Origin of the sequence: Streptomyces sp. x-80 (genome assembly GCF_046549095.1) — a bacterium.
Taxonomy (GTDB): Bacteria; Actinomycetota; Actinomycetes; order Streptomycetales; family Streptomycetaceae; genus Streptomyces; species Streptomyces celluloflavus.
This window is the reverse complement of the sequence record NZ_JAJPWM010000004.1, coordinates 491,853-514,749: the sequence shown is the minus strand read 5'-3', so window position 1 is coordinate 514,749 and position 22,897 is coordinate 491,853. Positions and strand designations below refer to the sequence as shown.

At 68.5% G+C, this 22,897-nt stretch carries 15 protein-coding genes and 2 pseudogenes; 9 read left to right on the top strand and 8 right to left on the bottom strand.

What is annotated here, in order from left to right; genetic code table 11:
* On the bottom strand, positions 1 to 3,159 hold the full coding sequence (locus tag ACLJWH_RS10350) for a helicase-related protein (RefSeq protein ID WP_411141299.1): 3,159 nt from the start codon (positions 3,157 to 3,159) through the stop codon (positions 1 to 3).
* The gene (locus tag ACLJWH_RS10345) at positions 3,156 to 4,772 is read right to left on the bottom strand and encodes an NERD domain-containing protein (RefSeq protein ID WP_411141298.1); all 1,617 of its coding nucleotides are present in this window, start codon (positions 4,770 to 4,772) and stop codon (positions 3,156 to 3,158) included. The genes ACLJWH_RS10350 and ACLJWH_RS10345 overlap by 4 nt, the downstream gene beginning before the upstream one ends.
* A gap of 158 nt (positions 4,773 to 4,930) precedes the next feature.
* On the opposite strand from ACLJWH_RS10345, the pseudogene ACLJWH_RS10340 reads away from it, so the two are divergent.
* From ACLJWH_RS10340 to ACLJWH_RS10325, 4 genes and pseudogenes are all read left to right on the top strand, one after another.
* A pseudogene (locus ACLJWH_RS10340) lies at positions 4,931 to 6,136 on the top strand (RNA polymerase sigma factor RpoD/SigA); the annotation flags it as partial.
* Between the two features lie 255 nt (positions 6,137 to 6,391).
* Positions 6,392 to 8,305 (top strand): annotated as a pseudogene (locus tag ACLJWH_RS10335) (transcriptional regulator); the annotation flags it as partial.
* Entirely contained in the window at positions 8,302 to 9,294 is a 993-nt protein-coding gene (locus ACLJWH_RS10330) for a hypothetical protein (RefSeq protein ID WP_411141297.1), read from the top strand. The pseudogene ACLJWH_RS10335 and the gene ACLJWH_RS10330, both read left to right, overlap by 4 nt.
* Entirely contained in the window at positions 9,291 to 10,169 is an 879-nt protein-coding gene (locus ACLJWH_RS10325) for a DUF6339 family protein (RefSeq protein ID WP_411141296.1), read from the top strand. The genes ACLJWH_RS10330 and ACLJWH_RS10325 overlap by 4 nt, the downstream gene beginning before the upstream one ends.
* On the opposite strand, the gene ACLJWH_RS10320 is transcribed toward ACLJWH_RS10325, so the two are convergent.
* Complete coding sequence (locus tag ACLJWH_RS10320; RefSeq protein ID WP_411141295.1) at positions 10,147 to 11,457, bottom strand: DNA cytosine methyltransferase; 1,311 nt, start codon at positions 11,455 to 11,457, stop codon at positions 10,147 to 10,149. The genes ACLJWH_RS10325 and ACLJWH_RS10320 overlap by 23 nt on opposite strands.
* A gap of 162 nt (positions 11,458 to 11,619) precedes the next feature.
* Positions 11,620 to 12,084, bottom strand: coding sequence for a very short patch repair endonuclease (locus ACLJWH_RS10315; RefSeq protein WP_411141294.1), 465 nt, complete (start codon positions 12,082 to 12,084; stop codon positions 11,620 to 11,622).
* An 84-nt stretch (positions 12,085 to 12,168) separates the two neighbouring features.
* On the opposite strand from ACLJWH_RS10315, the gene ACLJWH_RS10310 reads away from it, so the two are divergent.
* From ACLJWH_RS10310 to ACLJWH_RS10300, 3 genes are all read left to right on the top strand, one after another.
* Positions 12,169 to 14,211 carry a thioredoxin domain-containing protein gene (locus tag ACLJWH_RS10310; RefSeq protein WP_411141293.1) on the top strand — a complete coding sequence of 681 codons (2,043 nt, stop codon included), beginning with the start codon at positions 12,169 to 12,171 and terminating at the stop codon, positions 14,209 to 14,211.
* A gap of 238 nt (positions 14,212 to 14,449) precedes the next feature.
* Positions 14,450 to 15,454 carry a zinc-binding dehydrogenase gene (locus ACLJWH_RS10305; protein WP_411141292.1) on the top strand — a complete coding sequence of 335 codons (1,005 nt, stop codon included), beginning with the start codon at positions 14,450 to 14,452 and terminating at the stop codon, positions 15,452 to 15,454.
* 57 nt (positions 15,455 to 15,511) lie between these two features.
* Complete coding sequence (locus tag ACLJWH_RS10300; protein WP_411141291.1) at positions 15,512 to 16,867, top strand: amidase; 1,356 nt, start codon at positions 15,512 to 15,514, stop codon at positions 16,865 to 16,867.
* Positions 16,868 to 16,884: 17 nt separating this feature from the next.
* On the opposite strand, the gene ACLJWH_RS10295 is transcribed toward ACLJWH_RS10300, so the two are convergent.
* Complete coding sequence (locus ACLJWH_RS10295) at positions 16,885 to 17,520, bottom strand: TetR/AcrR family transcriptional regulator (RefSeq protein ID WP_411141290.1); 636 nt, start codon at positions 17,518 to 17,520, stop codon at positions 16,885 to 16,887.
* 257 nt (positions 17,521 to 17,777) lie between these two features.
* Between ACLJWH_RS10295 and ACLJWH_RS10290 the strand changes: the two genes are divergently transcribed.
* A complete protein-coding gene (locus tag ACLJWH_RS10290) occupies positions 17,778 to 18,002 on the top strand; it encodes a hypothetical protein (RefSeq protein WP_411141289.1) in 225 nt (74 codons plus the stop codon).
* Here ACLJWH_RS10290 and trhA read toward each other — a convergent pair.
* Entirely contained in the window at positions 17,976 to 18,701 is a 726-nt protein-coding gene (trhA, locus tag ACLJWH_RS10285; RefSeq protein WP_411141288.1) for a PAQR family membrane homeostasis protein TrhA, read from the bottom strand. The genes ACLJWH_RS10290 and trhA overlap by 27 nt on opposite strands.
* A 240-nt stretch (positions 18,702 to 18,941) precedes the next feature.
* Here trhA and ACLJWH_RS10280 point away from each other — a divergent pair, with 240 nt between their 5' ends.
* Positions 18,942 to 20,813: a phosphoenolpyruvate carboxykinase (GTP) gene (locus ACLJWH_RS10280; RefSeq protein WP_411141287.1), complete on the top strand. Its 1,872-nt coding sequence runs from the start codon at positions 18,942 to 18,944 to the stop codon at positions 20,811 to 20,813.
* Positions 20,814 to 20,962: 149 nt separating this feature from the next.
* Here ACLJWH_RS10280 and ACLJWH_RS10275 read toward each other — a convergent pair whose 3' ends face one another.
* Together ACLJWH_RS10275 and ACLJWH_RS10270 are read right to left on the bottom strand one after the other, a co-directional pair.
* The gene (locus ACLJWH_RS10275) at positions 20,963 to 21,394 is read right to left on the bottom strand and encodes a hypothetical protein (protein ID WP_411141286.1); all 432 of its coding nucleotides are present in this window, start codon (positions 21,392 to 21,394) and stop codon (positions 20,963 to 20,965) included.
* Between the two features lie 117 nt (positions 21,395 to 21,511).
* Positions 21,512 to 22,723 carry a pyridoxal phosphate-dependent aminotransferase gene (locus tag ACLJWH_RS10270; RefSeq protein WP_411141285.1) on the bottom strand — a complete coding sequence of 404 codons (1,212 nt, stop codon included), beginning with the start codon at positions 22,721 to 22,723 and terminating at the stop codon, positions 21,512 to 21,514.
* Between the last annotated feature and the right edge of the window lie 174 nt (positions 22,724 to 22,897).

The following is a 22,897-nucleotide window of genomic DNA, read 5'->3' as shown; positions in this document are numbered from 1 at the left end:
TCACGCTCCCCTGACGACGATGAGGCACTCGCGGTCGACGTTGCGCATCGATTGCGGCGTCTCCCACAGACCTTCCTGCTTGCCGAAGTCGGTGAGGAGCGAGGTGTGCGTTCTCCCCTGGGACTTGTAGTAGAGGCGTTTCCCCTCGCCACGCGCGATTTCCGCCTCCTGCGTCCATTCCTCGATCAGGGCATCCAGTTGCGTGGCCGTGGTGTCGGCCTCGTCGGGATCGGCGCGCCGCACGTGATCCACCACGAGTTTCCGGATCTGTGCGACGGCGTCCGTGTGATGGAGGATGTCTCCTGCTTGGTTCTCCGCGTCGAGTCCGGCCCCGTGTCGCATGAGAATGGTGAGCACCGCATGCAGAGCTCGGTCGCGGGAGGGCAGGGACCACGGTGTGACGCTGGTGGGCTCGACATGCCGGTAGAGCGAACGGTGATAGACGCCGAACGACTCGTAATGGGAACGGTCGCGTGGTTTGGTCGAGCGGAACAGTGTGACGATCAGTCCGGGCACGTGGCGTCGGCCGACACGGCTGGTGGCCTGGATGTACTCCGATGTCGTCTTGGGCTGTCCGTTCATGATCATGAGGCCGAGTCGTGGAACGTCCACGCCCACGGAGAGCATGTTGGTCGTGGCGAGGAAGGAGACACTGCCCCGTTCCTTGAATTGCTTTCCCAGACGTTCGAGGAGTCGTGGTTGGTCGGCTCGGGGGATGTTGCTGGTGAGCTCGACGACCGAGCCATCGCCCAGCTTGCGGCGCCGGGAATGGTCCTTCGTCAAGTGCTCCAGGCGAGCCGGAATGTCGTCCCTTGCGATGGTGACGGTTCGGCCGAGCTCCCGCAGGCTGTTGTGGTACGCGACCATGGTCCAGTACGCATCGCGCAGGACGTCATCGTCACCGAGCTCCATCGGCGCCTGCAACCCCGCGGCACCCACATGGACAGTCGCCGTCGAGGCCGTGTGCCCCTGTGCCATGACACCGACGTACAGACGTCCGGGTTTGTCCTTGTCGGGTGAAGCGAAGTACGAGTGACCGGCTTTGAGCCCCGCCGGGGGGAAGAGCTGTACGGGGCGGCCGTAGAGGCCGCGGATCTGGTCCTGCGAACGTCGGATCGTCGCTGTCGAGGCGATGACTTTGGGTGGTGTGCCTCCCCAGGCGCACAGTTCGAGGACAGCCGACTCGTAGAGGCCGACCGTTGTCCCCAGAGGGCCGGCCAGCAGGTGCAACTCGTCCTGGATCACCAGCGAGGGTGCGAGCCTGCCGTCTGCGCCGAAGAGGCGCCCCGCCTCCGGCTCCCACGCCAGCCGCGCGAACTTGTCGACGGTGCCGAGCACGAAAGTCGGGGGGTCCTTGTAGATCTGCTGGTCCACGACCGCCACCGGGAGCTGCTTGTGGAAGACACAGGTGCTGCGCGGACAGAAGAACGAGGTGCTGACCCCGTCGGCCCGGATACCGAAGTCCCGTTCCCGGCCACCCCGTTCCGGGACGATCTCGGTGCCGCACCACGGGCATCGTTCCAGCAGAAACCGATCATCCGGCTCGATCATCTGCTTCAGGCTATCGAGTTCCACCTCCGCGGTGGCGATCTTGTTCGGTGTCGTCTCCTGGCCGACCCAGAGTCCGATGGAGATGGGCTCCTCACCCAGATCCTCGGGCAGCGGGCCGTCCTCTCCGGCCCTGATGTATTCGAGGGCACAGATCGCCGTCGCCGTGCGCTGGAACTGCTGCGTGGTCAGCAGGCTGAGGGTGTATCGGCTCAATACGGCCGTGCCGCCCCCATTCGCGCCGAACCGGAGCCGGCGCAAGAGGATCTCGAAACAGGCGGTGAGCAGATAGGTCTCGGTCTTGCCGCCACCCGTCGGGAACCAGATGAGGTCGACCGTCCGCCGGTCCTCGTGCCCGGGATTCATCAGACTCTCGACCACGAGCAGAAAGTAGGCGAGCTGGAACGGGTGCCACGCGTAGTCGTCGGCAGGTTCGGCCAGCTCGATCAGCTCACTGTTCCTGCGGCGACGGCTTCCCGCCAGTTCTGGGCGGCTGTGCAGCATCTGGAGTGCCATGGCCCGGTTGGCCAGGCGGAACGCCTCGCGCGCCTTGCCCGCTACCGGCGTCGATGCGGTAAGTGCCTCCACGCCGGCGGTCATGCGGTCGAGTGCGGCGCCGATTCGACAGAGGAGGCGCGTGGCGGGTGCGGCTGCCCACGGCCGCAGGGACTCCGCCTCCGATTGCTGGGTCTCGAACCACTTGCGATATCCGATGATGAACGAGTGCAGTCCGGCTCGGAGGTCGTCCACTGCCAACTCGGGCCGTGACAGGTAGGCGAGGTTGAGCACCGGCAGATCCCGGGGTCCGTCGGGTTTGATGTGCTCGACCACCTGCCGGGGCATGACCTGTGCTCGCACGGTGGTCACCCGGTTGGAATCGTCGTCCCATTCGACAGCGCAGCCATGCCCCACGGCTCTGGTGACGATGTGCCGATACTGGACGCGAAGTTCCTGCTCTTCCTCATCACGACTGTTCAGACGAGTGCTCGGGTACTCAAGGACGGTGCCGTCCTTCGTCGTCGCCCGGAGTTCTACCTGGAAGAGCATCAGGTCCCGGTCCTTGTGCCGGCTCTCCTCCTCCTGGTGCTCGTTGGCCAGTACGCAGGTGACGAGATGCCCGTTGCCGAAGGCGCGCCATCGGACATGGAGACGACCGTGTCCGTCCAGGCAAGGAATCGGGGTCGGCATCCCGATGTCGATGGTCTTCGTCGTGGAGAGGCGTGGTTGCCTCCGCCAACTGCGGCGCCCGCCCTCGCGGATCGTCAGGTAGCGGGAGGCCTCGCAGGACACCTCGATCCGGCGGGCGTTGGTGAAGAAGGAGAAACCGAGAGATGACGGAAGCCAGGCATTCGCCTCGGCCACGGGATCTTCGGCGAAGCCGTCCTCCTCCCCGCTGCCGGCCGCTGCCTCGTGGAAGCCCTCCTCGCCCTCCTCCTGTGTGTGCTCCAGCATGGAGGTCCCGCGCGGATACAACGTGCCCATCAGGTAACGTCGGTCGGGCGGGTCGACGAGGGTCTCCTCCTCGTTCGGGCGGGGGCCGACCAGCTGTCGGTGCAGGTAGGCCACATACTCGTCGCGATGGGCGGAGAGCCGCGATGCGAGGTCGTTCATCTCAGGCCCCCGTTTCGCTGCAGTGCGGCCGTGCCCAGGGTCGTCAGCTTCTTCCGGACGTTCGGGTGGCAGGAGATCCAGAGCTGGGCGCGTGCTCTGGTCCAGGCGACATAGATCGCATCGAGCCGGCCCTCCAGGTGCTCGGGTTCGAGGTCGATCAGACAGACGACGTGGCTCTCATGGCCCTTGAAATCGGCGATCGACGACCAGGTGAGCCGGTGCCTGGTGCGTTCGGACCCGACGACGTCGGTGAAGCGTTGGATCTTGGACGCACGTTGTGACAGACGGGCCGAGCTCATCTCCCAGTTGCCGGAAGCGGACAGCAGCGTGATGTCCCGCAGCGAGACATCCTGCTGCACGAGTTCGTTCACATAGGTATCCAGCAGGTTGGCCTCGTGCCGGGCATCCTGCGGGTAGACGAACCGGGCCGGGTCCCCCTCGCCGGCAGAGGCGATACCCAGGTCGGCTCCGGTGAAGAGCTGGACCTGCTTGACGATCTGTACGGTGTTGCGACAGTTGCGCTTCATAGGTCCGTACACGGAGCCCAGCGGGCGCAGGTAGTCCCAGGCCTCGGAGCTGTAGGCGTCCGGAGCCAGCACTTGGTTGTTCTGATCCAGCATGAAGATCCAGCGGCCTTCCTCGAGGCCGCCCGAGACCAGTTCCTCCAGGACGCCGAGGCTGTCGAAGGTCATCAGGTCCTGGGCCTCGTCCACGATCACGTGGTCGAAGGCGCGGTGCTTGACCTCGTCCAGTCGGTCGAAGGGCAGGACCGTGATCGCATCGTTGGCGAGGATTCGAGTCATGTGCCTGGCCAGTGTGCTGCTCGCACAGGTGAACAGGACACTGCCGACGACGGACTTGCGGCGAGCCGCCTCGGCAGCGAGAAACGTCTTGCCCGTGCCCGCGCCTCCGGTCCAGATGAGGCGAGGGTTGGACTCCGACTCGTCGAGCCTGTCCATCTGTTCGCTCGTGAGGCGCTCGAACGCGACGTCGAGATCCGTCAACCGCGACTGCAGATTGGGCACAAGATCGAAATCCGGGCGGATCGCGTCGAGCATCTTCTGCCGAACACTGCTCGGGACGGGGGTCTGTCCCCACCTGTTGCGCCCTAGCCAGAAGCGGGTGGTCCGCTCGATGCCCTGCGCCAGCCCGCGGCCCCCGTCGTAGGCCGTGCGCCCCAGGTACTGCTCGGGCTCGAATTCGGTTGTGCGATCCAGATCGATGTCCGTGGTGATCACGAGGTATCCGCTGGGGACTCCCAGGTCCCTGAGGTCGCCGATCAGGGTGCCGAGCTTCCGCTCGAACTCGTGCATCCCGCCGCTGGCCTGTGCGAAGGGACTTTCCTTGGGCCCGTCTTCATGACCGGCCGGTCCGTAGTACCACTTCCCGTCCTCCTGCACGACCCGGCCGCCCTTGACCTCGATGAAGAGGAGGATGTCGGGAGCGATGACGACGAAGTCGATCTCACCGACACGCTTCGTGCGATGCCGGCCGAGATGGACCGAGTGCAGCGCGACGCTTTGGTGGTCGGGGATTGCCTTGAGCGCCGCGAACACACTGCGTTCGGCCCGGCTCCTGGTACTGCTCGAGATCTCGCTCGGGATGATCCGCATCAACTCTCCCCACCGTCACGCCAAAACATCTTCAACATACCGAGTCCCGGGGCTTCAGGCTGCGGCGCCCTGATGAAGAGGCGCTGGCAGGAGCGGCCCGATGGATGATGGACTACGAGCCGACACAAGTGTGAAGCAGCTGCAAAGGCGCGGTGATCATGGAGTGGGGGAGTGTGTCCGGTGAACGGATGGATGGTGCCGGCCGGGACCTGCTCGTCCGTCTCGTTCGTCGATTCGCGACCGAAGGAGTCGACCACAGGTCGGCCCTTGCGCATGTGGTGAAGGCCGCGAGACTCGACGAGGCCGGGGCCCGGGTTCTATGGGAGGCCGTCGAGGGGGAGCACGTACGCCTCGATGCGGGACCGTCGTTCAGGTCCGGCACGACCGTCGACCGCGGGGCTGTTCCCGACGAGGATCGTGACGCCCTGGACTTCCCCGAGGCGGAAGAGGCCGAGGAAGCTCCGGACCTCGTCGAGTTCCGGGGCACGGTGCGGATCTACGACCTGGAGGCCGCTCGTGGCACGGCACGATGTGTGCTCGAAGCCGATCGCCGGCGACGGGATCCGAGCCGATGCCTGCTCAGTGCGGAGGAAGAGGTGGGACTCGTCCTGCTGTTCCGCGGAACCATGACGCCGGCGGAGGAGCTGCCCGACCGATACGTGGCGAATCTTGCGCGAGACTGTGAGGCGTACCGGGCGTTTTCCGCGATGCTCGTCCATAATCAGCGGTTGGTCCACCGGATCGTCAACAACTTCGGGTACCGGGACCATCCCGATTACGAGGACCTCGTACAGCACGGTATGCGCGGCCTGATCCGTGCGGTGGAGAAATTCGACGTCTCCCGGGGCTACAAGTTCTCCACGTATGCCACCTGGTGGATTCGGCAGCGCATCTCTCGTGCGATCGCCGATGAAGGATCGATCATTCGAATCCCGGTGTACCTTCGGGCCGAGATCGAGAAGGTGCGGAAGAAGGAGCGGGAATTTCTTGCGCGGGGTGGAAATCCAAATGTTGACGATCTTTCTTTGGCTTGTGACCTGCGTCCTGAGAAAGTGACTGAGTGCCTCCGCCTGAGTCGCCGGGTTGTCTCGCTCGATCAACCCGCCGGCGAGAACGTGACTCTCGGGGAGCTGGTCGTCAACGACCTCGGAGTCGTACCGGGGCCGGAACAGGCGCTGCGGCCGATATTCGAGAGACAGGAGATCTACCAGTGGTTCGATGCATGCGGTCTCACAGTGAGGAAGCGTGAGATTCTGCTGCTGCGACACGGATTCGTCGATGGGCGATTCTGGACGCTGGAGGACATCGGCATCAGGTTCGGCGTCACACGCGAACGCATTCGGCAGATCGAGCGCCAGGCGCTGACGGACATCAGGATCTTTCTGGGCCTCGAACCGGACGATGCCGCCGCTGAACGACGTCGCGAGAAGGCGGCTCGCCGGCTTGCCCGGGAGACCGCCGAAGGAACCGCGCGTCGCAGGAATCAGGGAAATCGAGCAGAATCGGGTTCCGTTGCCTCGCTGCCGAAAGGTGGGGCAGGCATACGGGAGACAGAGAGCAGTTCCAACAGAGGAGAGGAAACGGTGGCCTCGAAGGAGACCGAGTTCGACCTGGGAGCGACCGAGCAGGAGGCGTCGGTCAGGTGGTACCACCGTCCCGGACACGACGACGGTGGGCGGGAGTTCGGGAACGCGGCGGCCTTCGCCTTCGAGGCCGACCTGGAGGTGCTGGCGCGTGAGGCGACCCAGAACAGCCTGGACGAGCGCGACAGGCGGAACGACCTCCCGGTCAGGGTTCGTTACACGCTGCACGAACTGACCGGTGATTCTCTTGCCCGGTTCCGCAGCGCGATCCGCTGGGACGACCTCCAGCCGCACTATGAAGCGGCCGCCGCGCAGGACCAGAAAGTCGGACGTGTCATCAGTACGGGCTTGCGCGAGATGGCCGAGCGGGATCGGTTGGTACTTCTTCGCATTGACGACTACAACGCCCATGGCCTGACCGGTGACGACTACGAGGACGGCCGGTTCGCGGCGGTGGTCCGACGTCAACTCGACAGCCACAAGTCCGATGTGTCGGCCGGTGGGTCGTACGGTCTGGGGAAAGCCACCTTGTGGGCCACCAGCCGTTTGGGGCTCGTACTCATGAATTCGACGCTCTCCGAACCACACGAGGGGTGTACCCGGCGTCGATTGATCGGACGGCTCGATCTGCCCTGGCGGGAGGTGGACGGCAGGAGATTCGCCGGTCCCGCCTGGTTGGGGCGGCCGGATCCTGGGGCGGAGAACGCGGAGGTCGTCCGCTCCTGGTGGGCGGACGAAGAGACGGCCGAGGGCTTGCATCTCACCAGGGAGGGCGATGAGCCCGGCACATCCTTCTTGATTGTGGGAGCCCATGATGTGGCCAGCCTGGCTGAGGCCGGGCAGGATCACGAAGGCGATGCGAGCGAGGACGAGGACAGCCTGGAGCGCATGCATCAGCGACTTGTCCGCGCCCTGGGGCGCAATTTCTGGGCCGCGATGACATCAGGGGGAGAGCGTCGGCCCTTGCTGGAGGCGTCCGTGCGGACGCTTCGCAACGGTGTGGAACACATCGAGGAGGAACGGGTGGACCCGCAGGTGCATCAGCCTGCTCGCTCGCGCGCTCTTCAGGCCTTCCTGGCCGGGACCACGGTGGATCGTCTCACCGAGGTGGGCCAAGTGGCTCTCACCACGGTGCGGTTGAAACTCCCTGAGCGCGATGGGATCGCCGGTACGGCCGGTGAGCATCGGGCCGTACTCCTTGTCACCGAGGCCACGGACGCCGACGGCAGGATCAATCACGTGACCGCGATGCGCGGCAATCGCATGACGGTCAGGGCCAGTCGGGTACCCAATCTCCCCGTTGGGACGAACCCTTTCCAGGCCGTCCTGCTCGCAGGCCGAGCGGCAGGAGATGACGCGCCCTTCGCAGCCGAGGCCGAGGAGTTCCTGAGAACCTCCGAGCCGCCGGAGCACAACAAGTGGAGCCAGACCGAGGAGCTGAGGATGCGCTATTCGCCGTCGGCCCATCGGCGGATCGCGGCGATGACATGGGAGATCAACAAGGCGGTGCACCAATTCGTGGCAGTCTCCAAGAAGGAGAAGTCCGGTGGCACGAACAAGGTGAGCAAGCGACTCAAGATTTCGGGCAAGCCGGTCGCCAAGGTCAGGGGAGCGGCCACGCCTCCGAAACTGGATGAGCTGTCAGCCGTGATCGACTCCTCCGGCGCGTGGCAGATCACCGCGGTGGTCAAGGTGGCGCCCGGAAACCAGTCCTGGGCGATGAACCCCGTTGCCAAGCTGGAAGTGCGCTCCGGCCCGCGTCCGTCGGTTGGATGGGCCGAGCTGGCCGCAGTCAGCGACTGCGAACTGGTCGACGGTGTACTGCATTTCGCGCCAGGAACACGCCGTGCCGTCTTCCGGGGAGTCACCGACGTGTCCACCCACCCGGTACGGGCGACGCTGACCGGCCTAGTCGTCGAACTTCAGGAGAACAAGGAGGCCGTCGCGTGAAGGTCTACCCGTACCCCCGGCTGACCGGCGCGGTGACGGCCCGGGTCACGGCAGTCCGGTTGCGCGGGCCCGGCGACAGCCGTGAACAGCTGGACTCCCGGGGCTGCTCGGTGGTCGAGCAGGTCGTGGCACTCGGCATGGCAGAACGCGACGACTGGCAGACGGCCAGGCTCGCGGTGACGGCGACCGTACCCTCTCGTGAGATCGAGACGAAGGGCTGCTGGTCCGATGTCGCGGTCGTCGCTGTTCTGACGGAGGGGATCACCAACACCCGTACCGTGACCCGACTGGAGCCCCGCTCGGAGGGTGACCGGGAATGGACCGGGGAGATCGAGGTCGACCGGGACGATCATGTGGATCGAGCGTCCCTCGTCGTGCATGTGGTGGCAACGGTGGAGGGTGTGGCGGGTCGGGTCATCGGTTCCACCGACCAGGAGTGGTTGATCGATGTGACGTCCGATGTTCCGCTCAGGGACCGCCAACTCGAAGTCAGCACCGTCAGCTTCGTCCGTGGTGCGGAGTGGCTGCGGAGCTTCCGGGACGCGCCCTGGATAGTGGACACCTCGGGGCGGATGCCAGCCGTACGTCTGAACTCGGATTTCGAGGGCTTTGCAGCGCTCGTGCAGGAACCGGGCTCGAAGATGGAGAGCATGGTGAGCGAGATATTGCTGGCCCAGATGTGCGCCGATGTCTGGACCGCAGTGTTCCATACGGCGATCGGTGACCTGGAGATCGAGGACGACGGAACGCCGCTCTTCCCGCCCGACTGGCGTGGGGCGGTACTTCGGGAGATGCTCCCGGACGTCATCCCCGGACGGTTGGAGGAGGATGCTCTCCGCGAGGTGCACACTCGGCGCACGGGCGAGGGGAGTTGGACGGATCTGCAACCGCGCATCCAGTACGCCGCCGCTCGGCGTGCCGAGATTCCCAGGGCATTGGCCTCCACTGTCCGCGACATCGAACGATTCGAGCAGGAGACCCACGCGTGACGTCCCGACCCGAGCACCTGCCGGAGCGACTGGCTCTGATCTCCGATGTGCAGGCCGCCGAGTTCCTCTCCGCAGGGTTGCTCGAGGGGAACGATGACGTTCCGTCCATCGGGCTGAACAAGGTTGCCGAGCCCCTGGCGGGTGACGATGCGCGACTGGAACTGCATCGCGTCCGGGACCTGATCGATGACGCGCTGAACAAGTTCCGAGCCGAGCGCCCCACCGTAGCGGACGCCTGGCTGGCGCCGCGACTGCACGAAACTCTCCGCCTGACGCGCAGGGAAGCCGCCGAGAAGGGATTCTGGACGTATATGGCCCTCGGAGTTGCGCCGGACTACGTCGTCTGGCGGCACCTGCCCGAGCCGAAGGCCGACGGTTCGCGCGTACGCGTGGCCCGCGACAGGTTCGTCGGTCCGCACTCCAAGCAGTCGTTCGCCAGGCTCTGGTGGGCGGCGGAGCTCTTCCGGGACGGCCCGGACTACCGACCCGTAGTCGTGGCCTGTGGCAATCAGGACATGCTCAACTCCGCACTTCGGCTGGACGTCATCGATCACCGCCCGACCGCTCAGGCACTCGTCCGGCTGCTGGAGCGAGGAACCGTGCGCACCGGTCGAGAGGTCAACGCCCTGACACCCGCGGTCAACGCCGCTGCTGCGACCCTGATGTACGACATCGTCGCCCCGGACGTGGAGCGTGACGGCGAGGCCCTGCGAGACTGGATCGCGGGGGCCGCATCAGCCCTTCCCTCCCCCTGGAACGGACTTCCCGAAGGCCCGGAGGAGGAGCGAGTCCCAGAAGACGCGGTGCAGAGCCTGGTCAGCCACTTCGAGGAGCTCTTCGCCGACGCGCCGGTCAGGGGGCGGACTTCCGAGTAGTCCGAGTGGCCTTGTGCCCGTCCTGGGGGCACCGGCTCTGATCACCGCATCCGATGGCGCGCAGCTCATCGGCAGTGGTCCCGGGGACGGTCGGCCAGGTCGTCGAACGTGCCAATTCGTTGTTGGAGGGAGCGGTGCCGCGCAGTGCCCTGCTGAGTACGTGCATGCCGAGCCGGGGCGGTACCGCATTGCCCACCTGCTGTGCCTGGTCTTTTCCCGACCAGGGGAAGTTGTGTGGGAAGGTCTGCAGCACTCCGGATTCGGCGATGCTGAAGCGGTCGGACCTTTCCGCTTCGTAGTCCGCCTCGCTCCTGTACACCTTGTTCCGGGAAACCTTGCCGGTGACCGTGAAGGCAGGTTCGGAGGACAGGCGCCGGCCTCGGTTCTTCGGATTGCCGTTCGATCCGTAGTTCGAGACGACGAAGAACTTCGTTCTGCCTCCGGTGCGGAGCCGGGAGATGTCGATCGACGACCCCTTCAGGGCGCTCGCGGCGTCGAGCGCCTCCGCCATCGACAGCCAGCGGCGCTCGGCTGCGGAGCCGGTCGGAAGCATCTGGGCCTGAGCGGCATTGCCTCTTCTGCGATGTACGTCGAAGGGCAGGTGAGTCGCTTCGGGCCGTTCGACGGCTCCGGATCCCACGAGCCGGGCCACGAGTACGGCGCGTGTGCGCGTCTGGGGAACCCCGAACTGCTCGGTCTTCAGCTCCCAGCAGTCCGCTTCGTACTTGACACCCTTGAGGCGTCCCTCACCGCTGCGCAGAAGCTGCGCATAGACGTCCCATAGGGGCAGGACCGCAGGAACCTGTTCCAGAACGATCACCCGGTACGGGTCGCGGCCTTCCATCTCTATCGCTTTGAGGAGCCAACGGAGGGGTTCGAGTACCAAGGCGGTGCGTGGATCCACACCGAGAGCATGCAGGTCCTTGTCGATCCGAGATTCGTCCTCGCCGCTCACCAGGCGGTGAATGAACTCTTTCACGGTGTTGAGCGCCGCCCGTCCCGAGCCGCGCCCCGCGACGGAGAACGACTGGCAGGGAGGTCCGCCGGCGAGCACCTCGACCGATGCGGGGATCTCGTCGAAACGGGTCTCGCGCATGACGCTGACATCGGCATGAAAGGTCGGCAGGCCCGCTGCGTAGCGCGTTTCGCACGCGTTCTGGTCCCACTCGATGCCGATGCTCTTGAAGCCCAGGAAGTGCGCGGCCACGTCGAGTCCGCCGGGGCCCGCAAACAGGTCCAGGATGCGGACTTCGTCGAGGGGGTGAACCTGTGTTCCCGGGCTGCTCATGGAGCTGAAGTCTAGACGGCCGCTATGACGGCGTTGCCGGTGCGTATCGAAGTGCCGTGCCCCGGGATCCCCGGCCACGGGGCACGGCCCGGCGGGCCTCACCACGGACCGAGAGTATTCAGTCGCTTGCGGATGCGGCACCTTCCGTTCCGGAGGCCGGAGCTATCCTCCTTCGTTCCTGTGCCGGCGTGGCGTGGGAGTCCGCCGGCCCGCTTTCTCCCGCTCCACAGCCTCGGCAACCGCTCGCTTGACGGCTTCCGGTGACTCGTGTTCCCAGAAGCGCAGTACCGTCCATCCCTCGGAGCGAAGCTGTGCAGTGGTCTCCAGGTCCCGCTCGATGTTGCGATCGAGTTTCTGTCGCCACCAAGCTGCGTTCGCCTTGGGACTGGTGGCATGCTCCGGGCAGCCGTGCCAGAAGCAGCCATCTATGAGGACGGCCAGCTTTGCTCGCGTGAATGCGATGTCGATCTTGCGCCTGGGCATGCCCGGCACCGAAAAGTGGATGCGGTAGCGGTATCCGGAGGCATGGAGGAGCTGTCGTACGGCCTGTTCGGCACCGGTGTTCTGGCTGGTCTGCCGGCTCATCCGGGCGGAGACCTCAGGACTGGAAGGTGGTGCTGCCCGCATGATCCCAGTGTCCCGAATTTCGACGTGGATCGAGACCGGTCGCACGGATCCAGATTCTGGACGGGGGCGTGAGAAGCTGGCGGCGTGAACCGTCTCGCGGACGCGACCTCGCCTTATCTGCTTCAGCATGCCGACAACCCCGTCGACTGGTGGCCCTGGACGCCGGAGGCATTCGAGGAAGCGCGACGGCGCGATGTGCCCGTTCTGCTGTCGGTCGGCTACTCGGCGTGCCACTGGTGTCACGTAATGGCGCACGAGAGTTTCGAGGACCCGGACACCGCCGCGCTGCTCAACGACCACTTCGTGGCCGTGAAGGTCGACCGCGAGGAGCGGCCGGACGTCGACGCCGTCTATATGGAGGCCGTCCAGGCCGCCACTGGTCAGGGCGGCTGGCCCATGACGGTCTTTCTCACCCCCGACGCCGAGCCCTTCTACTTCGGCACGTACTTCCCGCCCGCGCCGCGCCACGGTATGCCGTCGTTCCCGCAGGTCCTGGAGGGCGTACGGAGCGCCTGGGCCGACCGCCGCGAGGAGGTCGGCGAGGTCGCCGGGCGGATCACCGCCGACCTGGCGAGCCGTTCGATGTCCGGGGCGCTGTCGCCGGACCGGCGGCCGCCGCGCCCGGAGGAACTGCACAGTGCGCTGATGGGGCTGACCCGGGAATTCGACCCGGTGCACGGCGGATTCGCCGGTGCGCCCAAGTTCCCGCCGTCCATGGTGCTGGAGTTCCTGCTCCGCCACCACGCCCGCACCGGCTCGGCGGCGGCGCTGGAAATGGTGCAGGCGACCTGCGCGGCGATGGCCCGCGGCGGCATCTATGACCAGCTCGGCGGCGGTTTCGCGCGCTACGCGGTGGACGCCACCTGGACGGTGCCCCACTTCGAGAAAATGCTCTACGACAACGCCCTCCTGTGCCGGACCTACGCGCACCTGTGGCGGGCCACCGGCTCGGATCTCGCCCGCCGGATCGCCGTCGAGACCGCCGACTTCATGGTCCGCGAGCTTCGCACCGACCAAGGTGGTTTCGCCTCCGCGCTCGACGCGGACAGTGACGACGGCACGGGGGCGCACACCGAGGGCGCGTACTACGTGTGGACGCCCGAGCAGCTGCGGGCGGTGCTCGGTGCGGAGGATGCAGAGTTCGCCGCCGGGTACTTCGGGGTGACCCCCGAGGGCACGTTCGAGGAGGGCGCCTCGGTCCTCCAGCTCCCGGACACGGAGGGCCTGGTGGACGCCGAGCGGGTCGTCTCCGTCACGCGGCGGCTGCTCGCGGCCCGTGCGCGGCGGCCGCGTCCGGCACGGGACGACAAGATCGTCGCCTCCTGGAACGGGCTGGCCGTCGCCGCGCTCGCCGAGACCGGTGCCTACTTCGACCGCCCCGACCTGATCCAGGCCGCCACCGACGCCGCCGACCTCCTGATCCGCGTCCACATGGACTGGCAGGCCCGGCTGCACCGCACCTCGCGCGACGGCGTGGCCGGGGCCAACTCCGGTGTCCTGGAGGATTACGCGAACGTCGCCGAGGGCCTCCTGACGCTGGGCTCGGTCACGGGGGAGGGCGTCTGGGCGGAGTTCGCGGGCTTCTTCCTGGACACCGTGCTGGTCCAGTTCAGCGCCGAGGACGGTTCGCTCTACGACACCGCCGCCGACGCCGAGCCGCTGATCCGCCGCCCCCAGGACCCGACCGACAACGCCACGCCCTCCGGCTGGACGGCCGCCGCGGGGGCGCTGCTCTCGTACGCGGCGCTGACCGGCAGCGCTCTCCACCGGGACGCGGCGGAACGCGCCCTGGGGGTCGTCACGGCGCTCGGCGGGCGGGCTCCGCGCTTCATCGGATGGGGGCTCGCGGTCGCCGAGGCCGCGCTCGACGGGCCGCGCGAGATCGCGGTCGTCGGCCCCCCGGACGACCCGGCCACCCAGGCCCTGCACCGCGCCGCGCTGCTCGGCACCGCCCCGGGGGCGGTCGTCGCGCTCGGCGCGCCGGGGTCCGACGACGCCCGGGAGGTGGTGTTGCTCCAGGACCGCCCGCTGGTCGACGGCCGGCCGGCCGCGTACGTCTGCCGGAACTTCACCTGTGACCGGCCGACGACGGACCCGGAGGAGCTGGCGGAGCGGCTGCGGGGGTGAGGGCGAGGCGGGGGAAGCCTCGAAAACGGCTCCCGGGCGTGCGCGTCGCGATCTGGTGGATCCAGTGCCCCTCCCGGCGGGCATCGCCCCGTCGTGCCGCCCAGCGCGCACGCTCGCCGCGTTGGCCGGAAGTCCTGGTAGCTCCGCTACCAGGACTTCCGGCCGTCTTGTGATCGCACGCACCGGACGACGCTCCTCACGGGGCAGACCTCGCCGGTCACGGCGCTAGCCTCGGGCCATGACGAATCGCACGCATCGTGAAGTCCGCCTGGCCGCCCGCCCGCAGGGGCCGGTCACCGATGACCTCTTCGAGATCGTGACGGTGCCGGTCCCGGAACCGGGGCCCGGCCAGGTGCTCGTACGCAACACGCTCATGGGTGTCGCCGCCGTGATGCGCACCCTGATGGACGAGACCAGCGAGGTGCCGGTGCCCGGTTTCGGGCTCGGTGAGCCGCTGTACGGGCCGGCCATCGGCGAGGTGGTCACCGCCAACGGGACCGGCTTCGGCCCCGGTGACCTGGTGCAGCACAACTCCGGCTGGCGTGAGTACGCCGTGCTGGACGCCGTCGCGGCGCAGCGGCTCGACCCCGGTCTGCTGCCCGACCCGGCCGGTTATCTCTCGCAGGGCCCCACCGCCTGGATGGGTGTGGTGCGGGGCGCCGAAGTGCGCCCCGGGGACACCGTGTTCGTCACCGGGGCGGCGGGCGGCGTGGGCTCGCTCGCCGGTCAGATCGCCCGGCTGCGGGGCGCGACCCGGATCATCGGCAGCACGGGCTCACCGGAGAAGGCCGACCGGCTCCGCGCGGAGCTGGGCTACGACGCCGTGGTGATCCGCGGCGCCGGTCCCGTCGAGGAGCAGCTGCGCGCGGCCGCCCCGGAGGGCATCGACGTGCTCTTCGACAACGTCGGCGGCGAGCAGCTCCAGGCCGCCATCGCGGTCGCCGTACGGGGCGCCCGCTTCGCGCTCGTCGGCGCGCTGGCCGGTCAGCTCGCCGGTCCCGGCCCGCGCACCACCGAGATCGACACGCTCGCGGTGATCTCCCGCGGCATCACGCTGCGCGGTGTCGCGCTGTACGACCACCGGGACCTGATCCCGGAGTGGCTCACGCAGTTCGGACGGGGCCTGCGCGACGGCACCCTCACCTTCCCGCACACCCGTCTGCGGGGCATCGAACAGGCGCCGCGCGCACTGCGTGAGCTGATCGGCGGGCGCCATCTGGGCGCGGTACTCGTCGAGTTGTGAGCCGACGGGGCGGCGGGCGGCGCGGGGCACCGGCCGCCGCGGTTGTAGCGTGCGAGGATGCAGACCTTGCTCGGGCACCTGTCCCTCGTCCAGGAAGCCGCCGCGCTACGGGACGGCACGGTCGGCCCCGTCGACGCGGTGCGCCGCTGCTGCGACCGCATCGACGCCATCGATCCCCAGGTGCGCGCCTTCGTGCCGGAACCGGAGCGGCGTGCCCGACTCCTGTCGGCGGCGCGGGAGTTGGCGGCGGCCGGTCCGCGGGACGTGGCCGGCCGGCCCGCCCTGTACGGCATCCCCGTCGGCGTCAAGGACATCGTGCACGTCGACGGGCTGCCCACCCGTGCGGGCGCCACGCTGCCGCCCGAGGTGCTCGGCGGCGCGCAGGCCACCGTGGTGGACCGGCTGCGCGCCGCCGGAGCGCTGATCGCGGGCAAGACCGTGACCGCGGAGTTCGCCGTCACGGCGCCCGGACCGACCCGTAATCCGCACAACCTGGCGCATACCCCGGGCGGTTCGAGCAGCGGCTCGGCGGCCGCGGTCGCCGCCGGTATGGTGCCGCTGGCCATCGGGACGCAGACCGTCGGCTCGGTGATCCGCCCCGCCGCGTACTGCGGTGTGGTCGGTTTCAAACCGACGTACGGGCGGATCCCCATCGACGGGGTGATCCCCAACGCCGTCAGTTTCGACACGCTCGGGTGCTACGCCACGGACGTCGCCGGTGTCGCCCTCGCCGCTTCGGTGCTGTGCGACGGATGGCGGGGCGCGTCGGCGGACACCGGGGCGGGCGCGGACGCGGACGCGGCCCAGGGTACGGTGGGCCGCCCGGTGCTGGGCGTGCCGGTGGGCCCCTATCTGGAGCGCGCCGACGACACAGCCCTGCGCGCCTTCGCGGAGCAGCTGGAGCTGCTGCACGCGGCCGGGTACGCCGTGCACGAGGTGCCCGTGATGGACGATTTCGCGCAGATCGCCGAGCAGCTGTTCACGATGAACCGCTATGAGGTCGCGCGCGCCCACGCCGAGTGGTTCGCGCGCTTCGGCGACCGCTACCGGCCGGAGACGGCCGCGGCCATCCGCGAGGGTCAGCCGATCGGGGACGCCGACTACGAGGCGGCCCGGATCCGGCGCGCCGCGTTCCGGGCGCGGCTCGCGGCGGACGCCGAAGCGGCCGGTGTCGATCTGTGGATCTCCCCGTCGGCGACCGGGCCCGCGCCCGCCGACCTCACCACCACCGGGGCGTCGGTCATGTGCCTGCCGTGGAGCAACGCCGGGCTGCCGTCCGTCAGTCTGCCCGCCGGCCGGGCTCCGGACGGTCTGCCGCTCGGACTCCAGCTCGTCGGCGGCGCCGGTGCGGACGAGGCGCTGCTGCACGCCGCGGCGGGTGTCGAAGGCGCGCTGCGCGAGGGCGGGCGGTAGGGCGGGCGCGCCCGCCGTCAGAGGGTGAGGCCGCGGGTGAGGACGTCGAAGGTCTGGTCGATCAGCGTCTCCAGGTCGTCGGAGTGGCCGTCCTCGGCCCAGCGCAGCAGCGCCTCCTGAAGGGCCGCCAGGACGGCCGCGCTGATGACCCGCACCGCCAGGTCGCCGACCGGGCGCCCGGAGCGCTCGGCCAGCACGGCGCTGATCGTCCGGGCGTCGCGTGCGGTGTTCTCCGCCGCACGGCCCCGGAGGGCGGGCACATCGCGTACCAGCCGGGTGCGCTGGACGAGTTCGGCGCGGTCCCGGGCGCTGTTCCGGCCCAGCGTCTCGACGGCGATCCGCCGCAGCGACTCGACCACCGGCTCGGTCACGGGGCGGGCGCGGATCGCGGCCTCCAGCACGGTGTCGTCATCGGCCGTCAGCACGATGTCTTCCTTGGTGGGGAAGTAGCGGAAGACGGTGCTGGGTGAGACATCCGCGGCCTCGGCGATCTGGTCGACGGGGGTCGCGTCGTAGCCCTGCTTCTCGAAGAGCCGGTAGGCGGCCCGGCGGATGGCCTGCCGGGTCTGCATCTTCTTCCGCTCGCGCAGCCCGGTCTTCGGCGTCCCGGGCGGGGTGGCGGTGGAGGTACGTGCGGTGACCATGAAGGTCATTGTCGGGTACCAGGTGTCCCAGTGGCCACGGTCGTGCCGTGCGCGGATCTGTTCCCGCCACCCCGGCCGGCGGTGGACGCCGCACCGTCACGCGGAGCCATGACGTCCGGCGCGCCGCCGGGAGTTGGCTTGAACGGGGAGTGACTCTCAAAAGCTGCTGACTGTCAAATATTAATGAAACCCTGGCTGCCGATGCTGTGTGTCACGCTCCGGCCCCGGGAATGGTTACTGTCAGTGACGATCGAGGGGTGGTGGGGATGCGACCCGCAATTCATCTGTACGCCGCGCTCGCGGCCGCGCTCTGTGTCGGCGGTTTTCTGATCGGCGGCAGCGCGCTGGTCTTCGCCCTGGTGCCGGCCGGGGTGGCGGTCCTGGCATGGCGAGTGGCCGCGGCCTCGCGGCCGCGGCCACGATGGCGCGGAAGACCGGGCGTACCGGCGCGGGGGCGGGCCGCCTCAGGCGTGCGAATACGCCACCAGTGAGATGCCGACGTAGTGCACCACGAAGGCCGCCAGTGTGAAGGAGTGGAAGACCTCGTGGAAGCCGAACCACCGCGGTGAGGGGTTGGGGCGCTTGATCCCGTAGATCACGCCGCCCGCGCTGTAGAGCAGTCCGCCGGCGATCACCAGCACCAGTACGGCGATACCGCCGGTGCGCAGGAAGTCGGGGAGGAAGAAGACGGCGGCCCAGCCCATGGCGATGTAACAGGGGGTGTAGAGCCAGCGTGGCGCGCCGACCCAGAAGACGCGGAAGGCGATTCCGGCCAGCGCGGCCGCCCAGACGGCCCAGAGCAGCGTCTGGCCGCGGGAGCCGGGCACGAGCAGCATCGTCAGCGGCGTATAGGTGCCCGCGATGATCAGGAAGATGTTGGCGTGGTCGAGCCGGCGCAGGATGCCGTCGGCCCGCGGACCCCAGTTCCCGCGGTGGTAGAGCGCGCTGACCCCGAAGAGCAGACAGGCGGTGAGCGTATAGATGGCGCAGGCCACGCGGCCGCGGGTGCTGTCCGCGAGTGCGGTCAGTATGACGCCGGAGAAGAGGACGGCGGGGAACATCCCGGCGTGCAGCCACCCCCGCAGTTTCGGCTTGCGCGGCGCGGCCGCCGCGGCGACCGCGGAGGCTGTGCCGGCCATGGGTGGCGCGGGGGGAAGGTGGCTCTCGGCGGCGTCGGACGCGGAAGTCATGGCGCAATGCTACCTACGCCACCGTAAGTTACAGATTCGCCCGGAAGTGGTGACGGTCACGAGAACACCCCCTGGACAGAAGACGGCCACAGTCGGATGATCAAATGAGTGCGGTCGGCACCGGATGAGCGGTCACGAAGCATCCGGGTCGCAGCCCCCAAGGGGCCGACGTCCAAAAGAAGCGGATTTTTCCCGGTAAAGCGGGCATGGATCCGTCCACACCCTCATCTAGGAGCGATCGTGGCGCGCGACAACGCGGCTCCCTCCCCTCAGCACTCAGACGGGCTCCGTGCCGGGGGCAACCCCGTCCCGACCCGTCACCAGGACCTCCTCTCCTGGGTCGATGAGATCGCGGCGATCACCCAGCCCGACCGGGTCGTCTGGTGTGACGGCTCGGAGGCGGAGTACGAGCGACTGTGCGAAGAGCTCGTCGACAAGGGCACCTTCAAGAAGCTCGACCCGATCAAGCGCCCCAACTCGTACTACGCCGCCTCCGACCCCCAGGACGTCGCGCGAGTGGAGGACCGCACCTTCATCTGCTCGCAGAAGGAGGAGGACGCCGGCCCGACCAACCACTGGAAGGCCCCCGCCGAGATGCGGGAGATCTTCGCCGGCCCGGACGGCATCTTCCGTGGCGCGATGCGCGGCCGGACGATGTACGTCGTCCCCTTCTGCATGGGCCCGCTGGGCTCCCCGCTCTCCGCCATCGGCGTGGAGATCACCGACTCGGCCTATGTCGCCGTCTCGATGCGCACCATGACGCGGATGGGCCAGGCGGTCCTCGACGAGCTGGGCGAGGACGGCTTCTTCGTCAAGGCGGTGCACACCCTCGGCGCCCCGCTGGCGGCCGGCCAGGCCGATGTGCCGTGGCCCTGCAACACCACCAAGTACATCTCGCACTTCCCCGAGGACCGCGAGATCTGGTCCTACGGCTCCGGCTACGGCGGCAACGCCCTGCTGGGCAAGAAGTGCTACGCGCTGCGCATCGCCTCCGTCATGGCGCGCGACGAGGGCTGGCTCGCCGAGCACATGCTGATCCTCAAGCTCACCCCGCCGCAGGGTGAGTCCAAGTACGTCGCCGCCGCGTTCCCCAGCGCCTGCGGCAAGACCAACCTCGCGATGCTGGAGCCCACGATCTCCGGCTGGACGGTCGAGACGATCGGCGACGACATCGCCTGGATGCGCTTCGGCGAGGACGGCCGTCTCTACGCGATCAACCCCGAGGCCGGTTTCTTCGGTGTCGCGCCCGGCACCGGCGAGCACACCAACGCCAACGCCATGAAGACGATGTGGGGCAACTCCGTCTTCACCAACGTCGCGCTCACCGACGACGGCGACGTGTGGTGGGAGGGCATGACCGAGGAACTGCCCGCCCACCTCACGGACTGGAAGGGCAACGACTGGACCCCCGCGTCCGAGACCCCGGCGGCGCACCCCAACGCCCGCTTCACCGTCCCGGCCGGCCAGTGCCCGATCATCGCGCCCGAGTGGGAGGACCCCAAGGGCGTGCCGATCTCGGCGATCCTCTTCGGCGGGCGCCGCGCCAGCGCCGTACCGCTGGTGACCGAGTCGCGGAACTGGCAGCACGGCGTCTTCCTCGGCGCCAACGTCGCCAGTGAGAAGACCGCGGCGGCCGAGGGCAAGGTCGGCGAGCTGCGCCGCGACCCGTTCGCCATGCTGCCGTTCTGCGGCTACAACATGGGCGACTACATGGGCCACTGGATCAACGTCGGCAAGACCGCCGCGGCCAGGGGCGACGAGTCCAAGCTGCCGAAGATCTACTACGTCAACTGGTTCCGCAAGGACGACTCGGGCCGCTTCGTGTGGCCGGGCTTCGGCGAGAACAGCCGGGTGCTCAAGTGGATCGTCGGGCGGCTGGAGGGTACGGCCGAGGGCGTCGAGACCCCCATCGGCGTCCTGCCCGCGAAGGGCTCGCTGGACACCGAGGGCCTCGAACTGGCCGAAGCGGACCTCGACTTCCTGCTCTCCGTGGACAAGGACATCTGGCGCGAGGAGGCGGCGCTGATCCCCGAGCACCTCAACACCTTCGGTGACCACACGCCGAAGGAGCTGTGGGACGAGTACCGCACGCTGGTCCAGCGGCTCGGCTGACCGGTGGACGGTGGCTGCCGCCCGGCGGCCACCGCGCGCACCCTACGTCCGGGGCTCCGCACCGAGTGCGGAGCCCCGGACGTATGTCCCGGCCGTGCGGCGTCGGCGGCCGGGGTGGAGGCGAGGGAATCGGGCGCGGGCGCCGCGCCTCACGCCGAGGCGAGATCCGGCAGGCTCGCGCTGTGCGCCTCCAGGCGCTCGGCCGCCAGGGTCATCGCCGCCGTGTTCCCCCGGGACGTGGCGACCACCAGGGCGTTTCCGGCGAGGGTGCGGGCGCGGTGGTGCAGGGCCGGGATACGGGACGGAGCGCCGCCGGCGGTCGGTTCGGCGCGCAGCGGGGAGCGGCCGCCGCACAGCCGCGCGACCTGCCCGGCGATGCGGTCGGCGGCGACGGCCAGCTCGGCACCGGCCGCGCCGGCCCCGGTGCGGGGCGCGAGGGCGCGCAGTTCGTCGGTGACGGTCAGCAGTGCGGTGAGGTGGCCGGCGAGCCGGATGTCCAGCTCCTCCTCGCGGGAGCGGTGCGGGATCTCCGGGGCGGCGGCCATGGTGTGGACCGACTTGGTGCGGATCGGTTCGTACATGGGACGGCCTCCTGAAAACGTCTAGGAAGCCATCCTAGCTTAGACACTGTCTAAAGTTGTGTTGGGTGTAGAACTCTTTCGGGGCCGGTGTCGTCCGTCCGGGGCCGTCCCGGCCGGTCAGTGCTGGCCGTAGCCGTCGAGGAAGGTGCCGATGCGGGTGACGGCCTCGGTCAGATCGTCCTTGCTGGGGAGGGTGACCAGGCGGAAGTGGTCGGGCTCGGGCCAGTTGAAGCCGGTGCCGTGCACGATCATGATCTTCTCGGCGCGCAGCAGGTCCAGCACCATCTGCCGGTCGTCCTTGATCTTGTAGACCTTCGGGTCGAGCCGCGGGAAGGCGTACAGCGCGCCCTTCGGCTTGACGCAGCTGACGCCCGGGATCTGGGTGAGCAGCTCGTACGCCGTATCGCGCTGCTGGAGCAGCCGGCCGCCGGGGAGCACCAGATCGTTGATCGACTGACGGCCGCCGAGGGCGGTGGCGACGGCGTGCTGGGCCGGCATGTTGGCGCACAGCCGCATATTGGCGAGGATCGTCAGGCCCTCGATGTACGAGGTGGCGTGCGCCTTCGGGCCGCAGACCGCCAGCCAGCCGCTGCGGTAGCCCGCGACCCGGTACGCCTTCGACAGCCCGTTGAAGGTCAGCGTCAGCAGATCGGGGGCGAGTGAGGCGAACGGGGTGTGGGTGGCGTCGTCGTAGAGGATCTTGTCGTAGATCTCGTCGGCGCAGACGATCAGATGGTGGCGGCGGGCGATCTCCGCGATGCCGCGCAGCAGCTCGTCGTCGTAGACGGCACCCGTGGGGTTGTTGGGGTTGATGACGACGATGGCCTTGGTGCGGTCGGTGACCTTGCTCTCGATGTCGGCGAGATCGGGCATCCAGTCGGCCTGCTCGTCGCAGCGGTAGTGCACGGCCGTGCCGCCGGAGAGCGAGACCGAGGCCGTCCACAGCGGGTAGTCCGGCGCCGGTACGAGCACCTCGTCGCCGTTGTCCAGCAGCGCCTGCATCGACATCTGGATCAGCTCGGAGACGCCGTTGCCGAGGTAGATGTCGTCGACCGAGAGATCGATGCCCTTGGTCTGGTAGTGCTGCATCACCGCGCGGCGGGCGGACAGCAGGCCCTTCGCGTCGCCGTAACCGTGGGCCGTGGCGACCGAGCGGAGGATGTCCTCCAGGATCTCGGGCGGGCAGTCGAAGCCGAAGGCCGCCGGGTTGCCCGTGTTGAGCTTGAGGATGCGGTGACCCGCCGCCTCCAGCCGCATGGCCTCCTCCAGCACCGGGCCACGGATCTCGTAACAGACATTGGCGAGCTTGGTTGACTGGATCACCTGCATGTCCGCCACTTTACGGGCGCGTATCGGCACCCGCCCGGTGTTCTTCCCCACGTCGGACAGCTGGTGGTGTGTGGTTCGTCACGGGGTGTGATGGCCGGTGGGTGAGTGGCGGGACGGACTGGTGGTGGGCGAGGCCGGGGGCGGGGGCGGGACGGACCGGCCGGAGTCCCTTCG

What these genes read in the sequence shown, in the direction of transcription:
- ACLJWH_RS10350 (WP_411141299.1), bottom strand. Translation starts at nt 3,159, where the DNA reads ATGAACGACCTCGCATCGCGGCTCTCCGCCCATCGCGACGAGTATGTG.
- ACLJWH_RS10345 (WP_411141298.1), bottom strand. Translation starts at nt 4,772, where the DNA reads ATGCGGATCATCCCGAGCGAGATCTCGAGCAGTACCAGGAGCCGGGCC.
- ACLJWH_RS10320 (WP_411141295.1), bottom strand. Translation starts at nt 11,457, where the DNA reads ATGAGCAGCCCGGGAACACAGGTTCACCCCCTCGACGAAGTCCGCATC.
- ACLJWH_RS10315 (WP_411141294.1), bottom strand. Translation starts at nt 12,084, where the DNA reads ATGCGGGCAGCACCACCTTCCAGTCCTGAGGTCTCCGCCCGGATGAGC.
- ACLJWH_RS10305 (WP_411141292.1), top strand. Translation starts at nt 14,450, where the DNA reads ATGACGAATCGCACGCATCGTGAAGTCCGCCTGGCCGCCCGCCCGCAG.
- ACLJWH_RS10300 (WP_411141291.1), top strand. Translation starts at nt 15,512, where the DNA reads ATGCAGACCTTGCTCGGGCACCTGTCCCTCGTCCAGGAAGCCGCCGCG.
- ACLJWH_RS10295 (WP_411141290.1), bottom strand. Translation starts at nt 17,520, where the DNA reads ATGACCTTCATGGTCACCGCACGTACCTCCACCGCCACCCCGCCCGGG.
- ACLJWH_RS10290 (WP_411141289.1), top strand. Translation starts at nt 17,778, where the DNA reads ATGCGACCCGCAATTCATCTGTACGCCGCGCTCGCGGCCGCGCTCTGT.
- trhA (WP_411141288.1), bottom strand. Translation starts at nt 18,701, where the DNA reads ATGACTTCCGCGTCCGACGCCGCCGAGAGCCACCTTCCCCCCGCGCCA.
- ACLJWH_RS10275 (WP_411141286.1), bottom strand. Translation starts at nt 21,394, where the DNA reads ATGTACGAACCGATCCGCACCAAGTCGGTCCACACCATGGCCGCCGCC.
- ACLJWH_RS10270 (WP_411141285.1), bottom strand. Translation starts at nt 22,723, where the DNA reads ATGCAGGTGATCCAGTCAACCAAGCTCGCCAATGTCTGTTACGAGATC.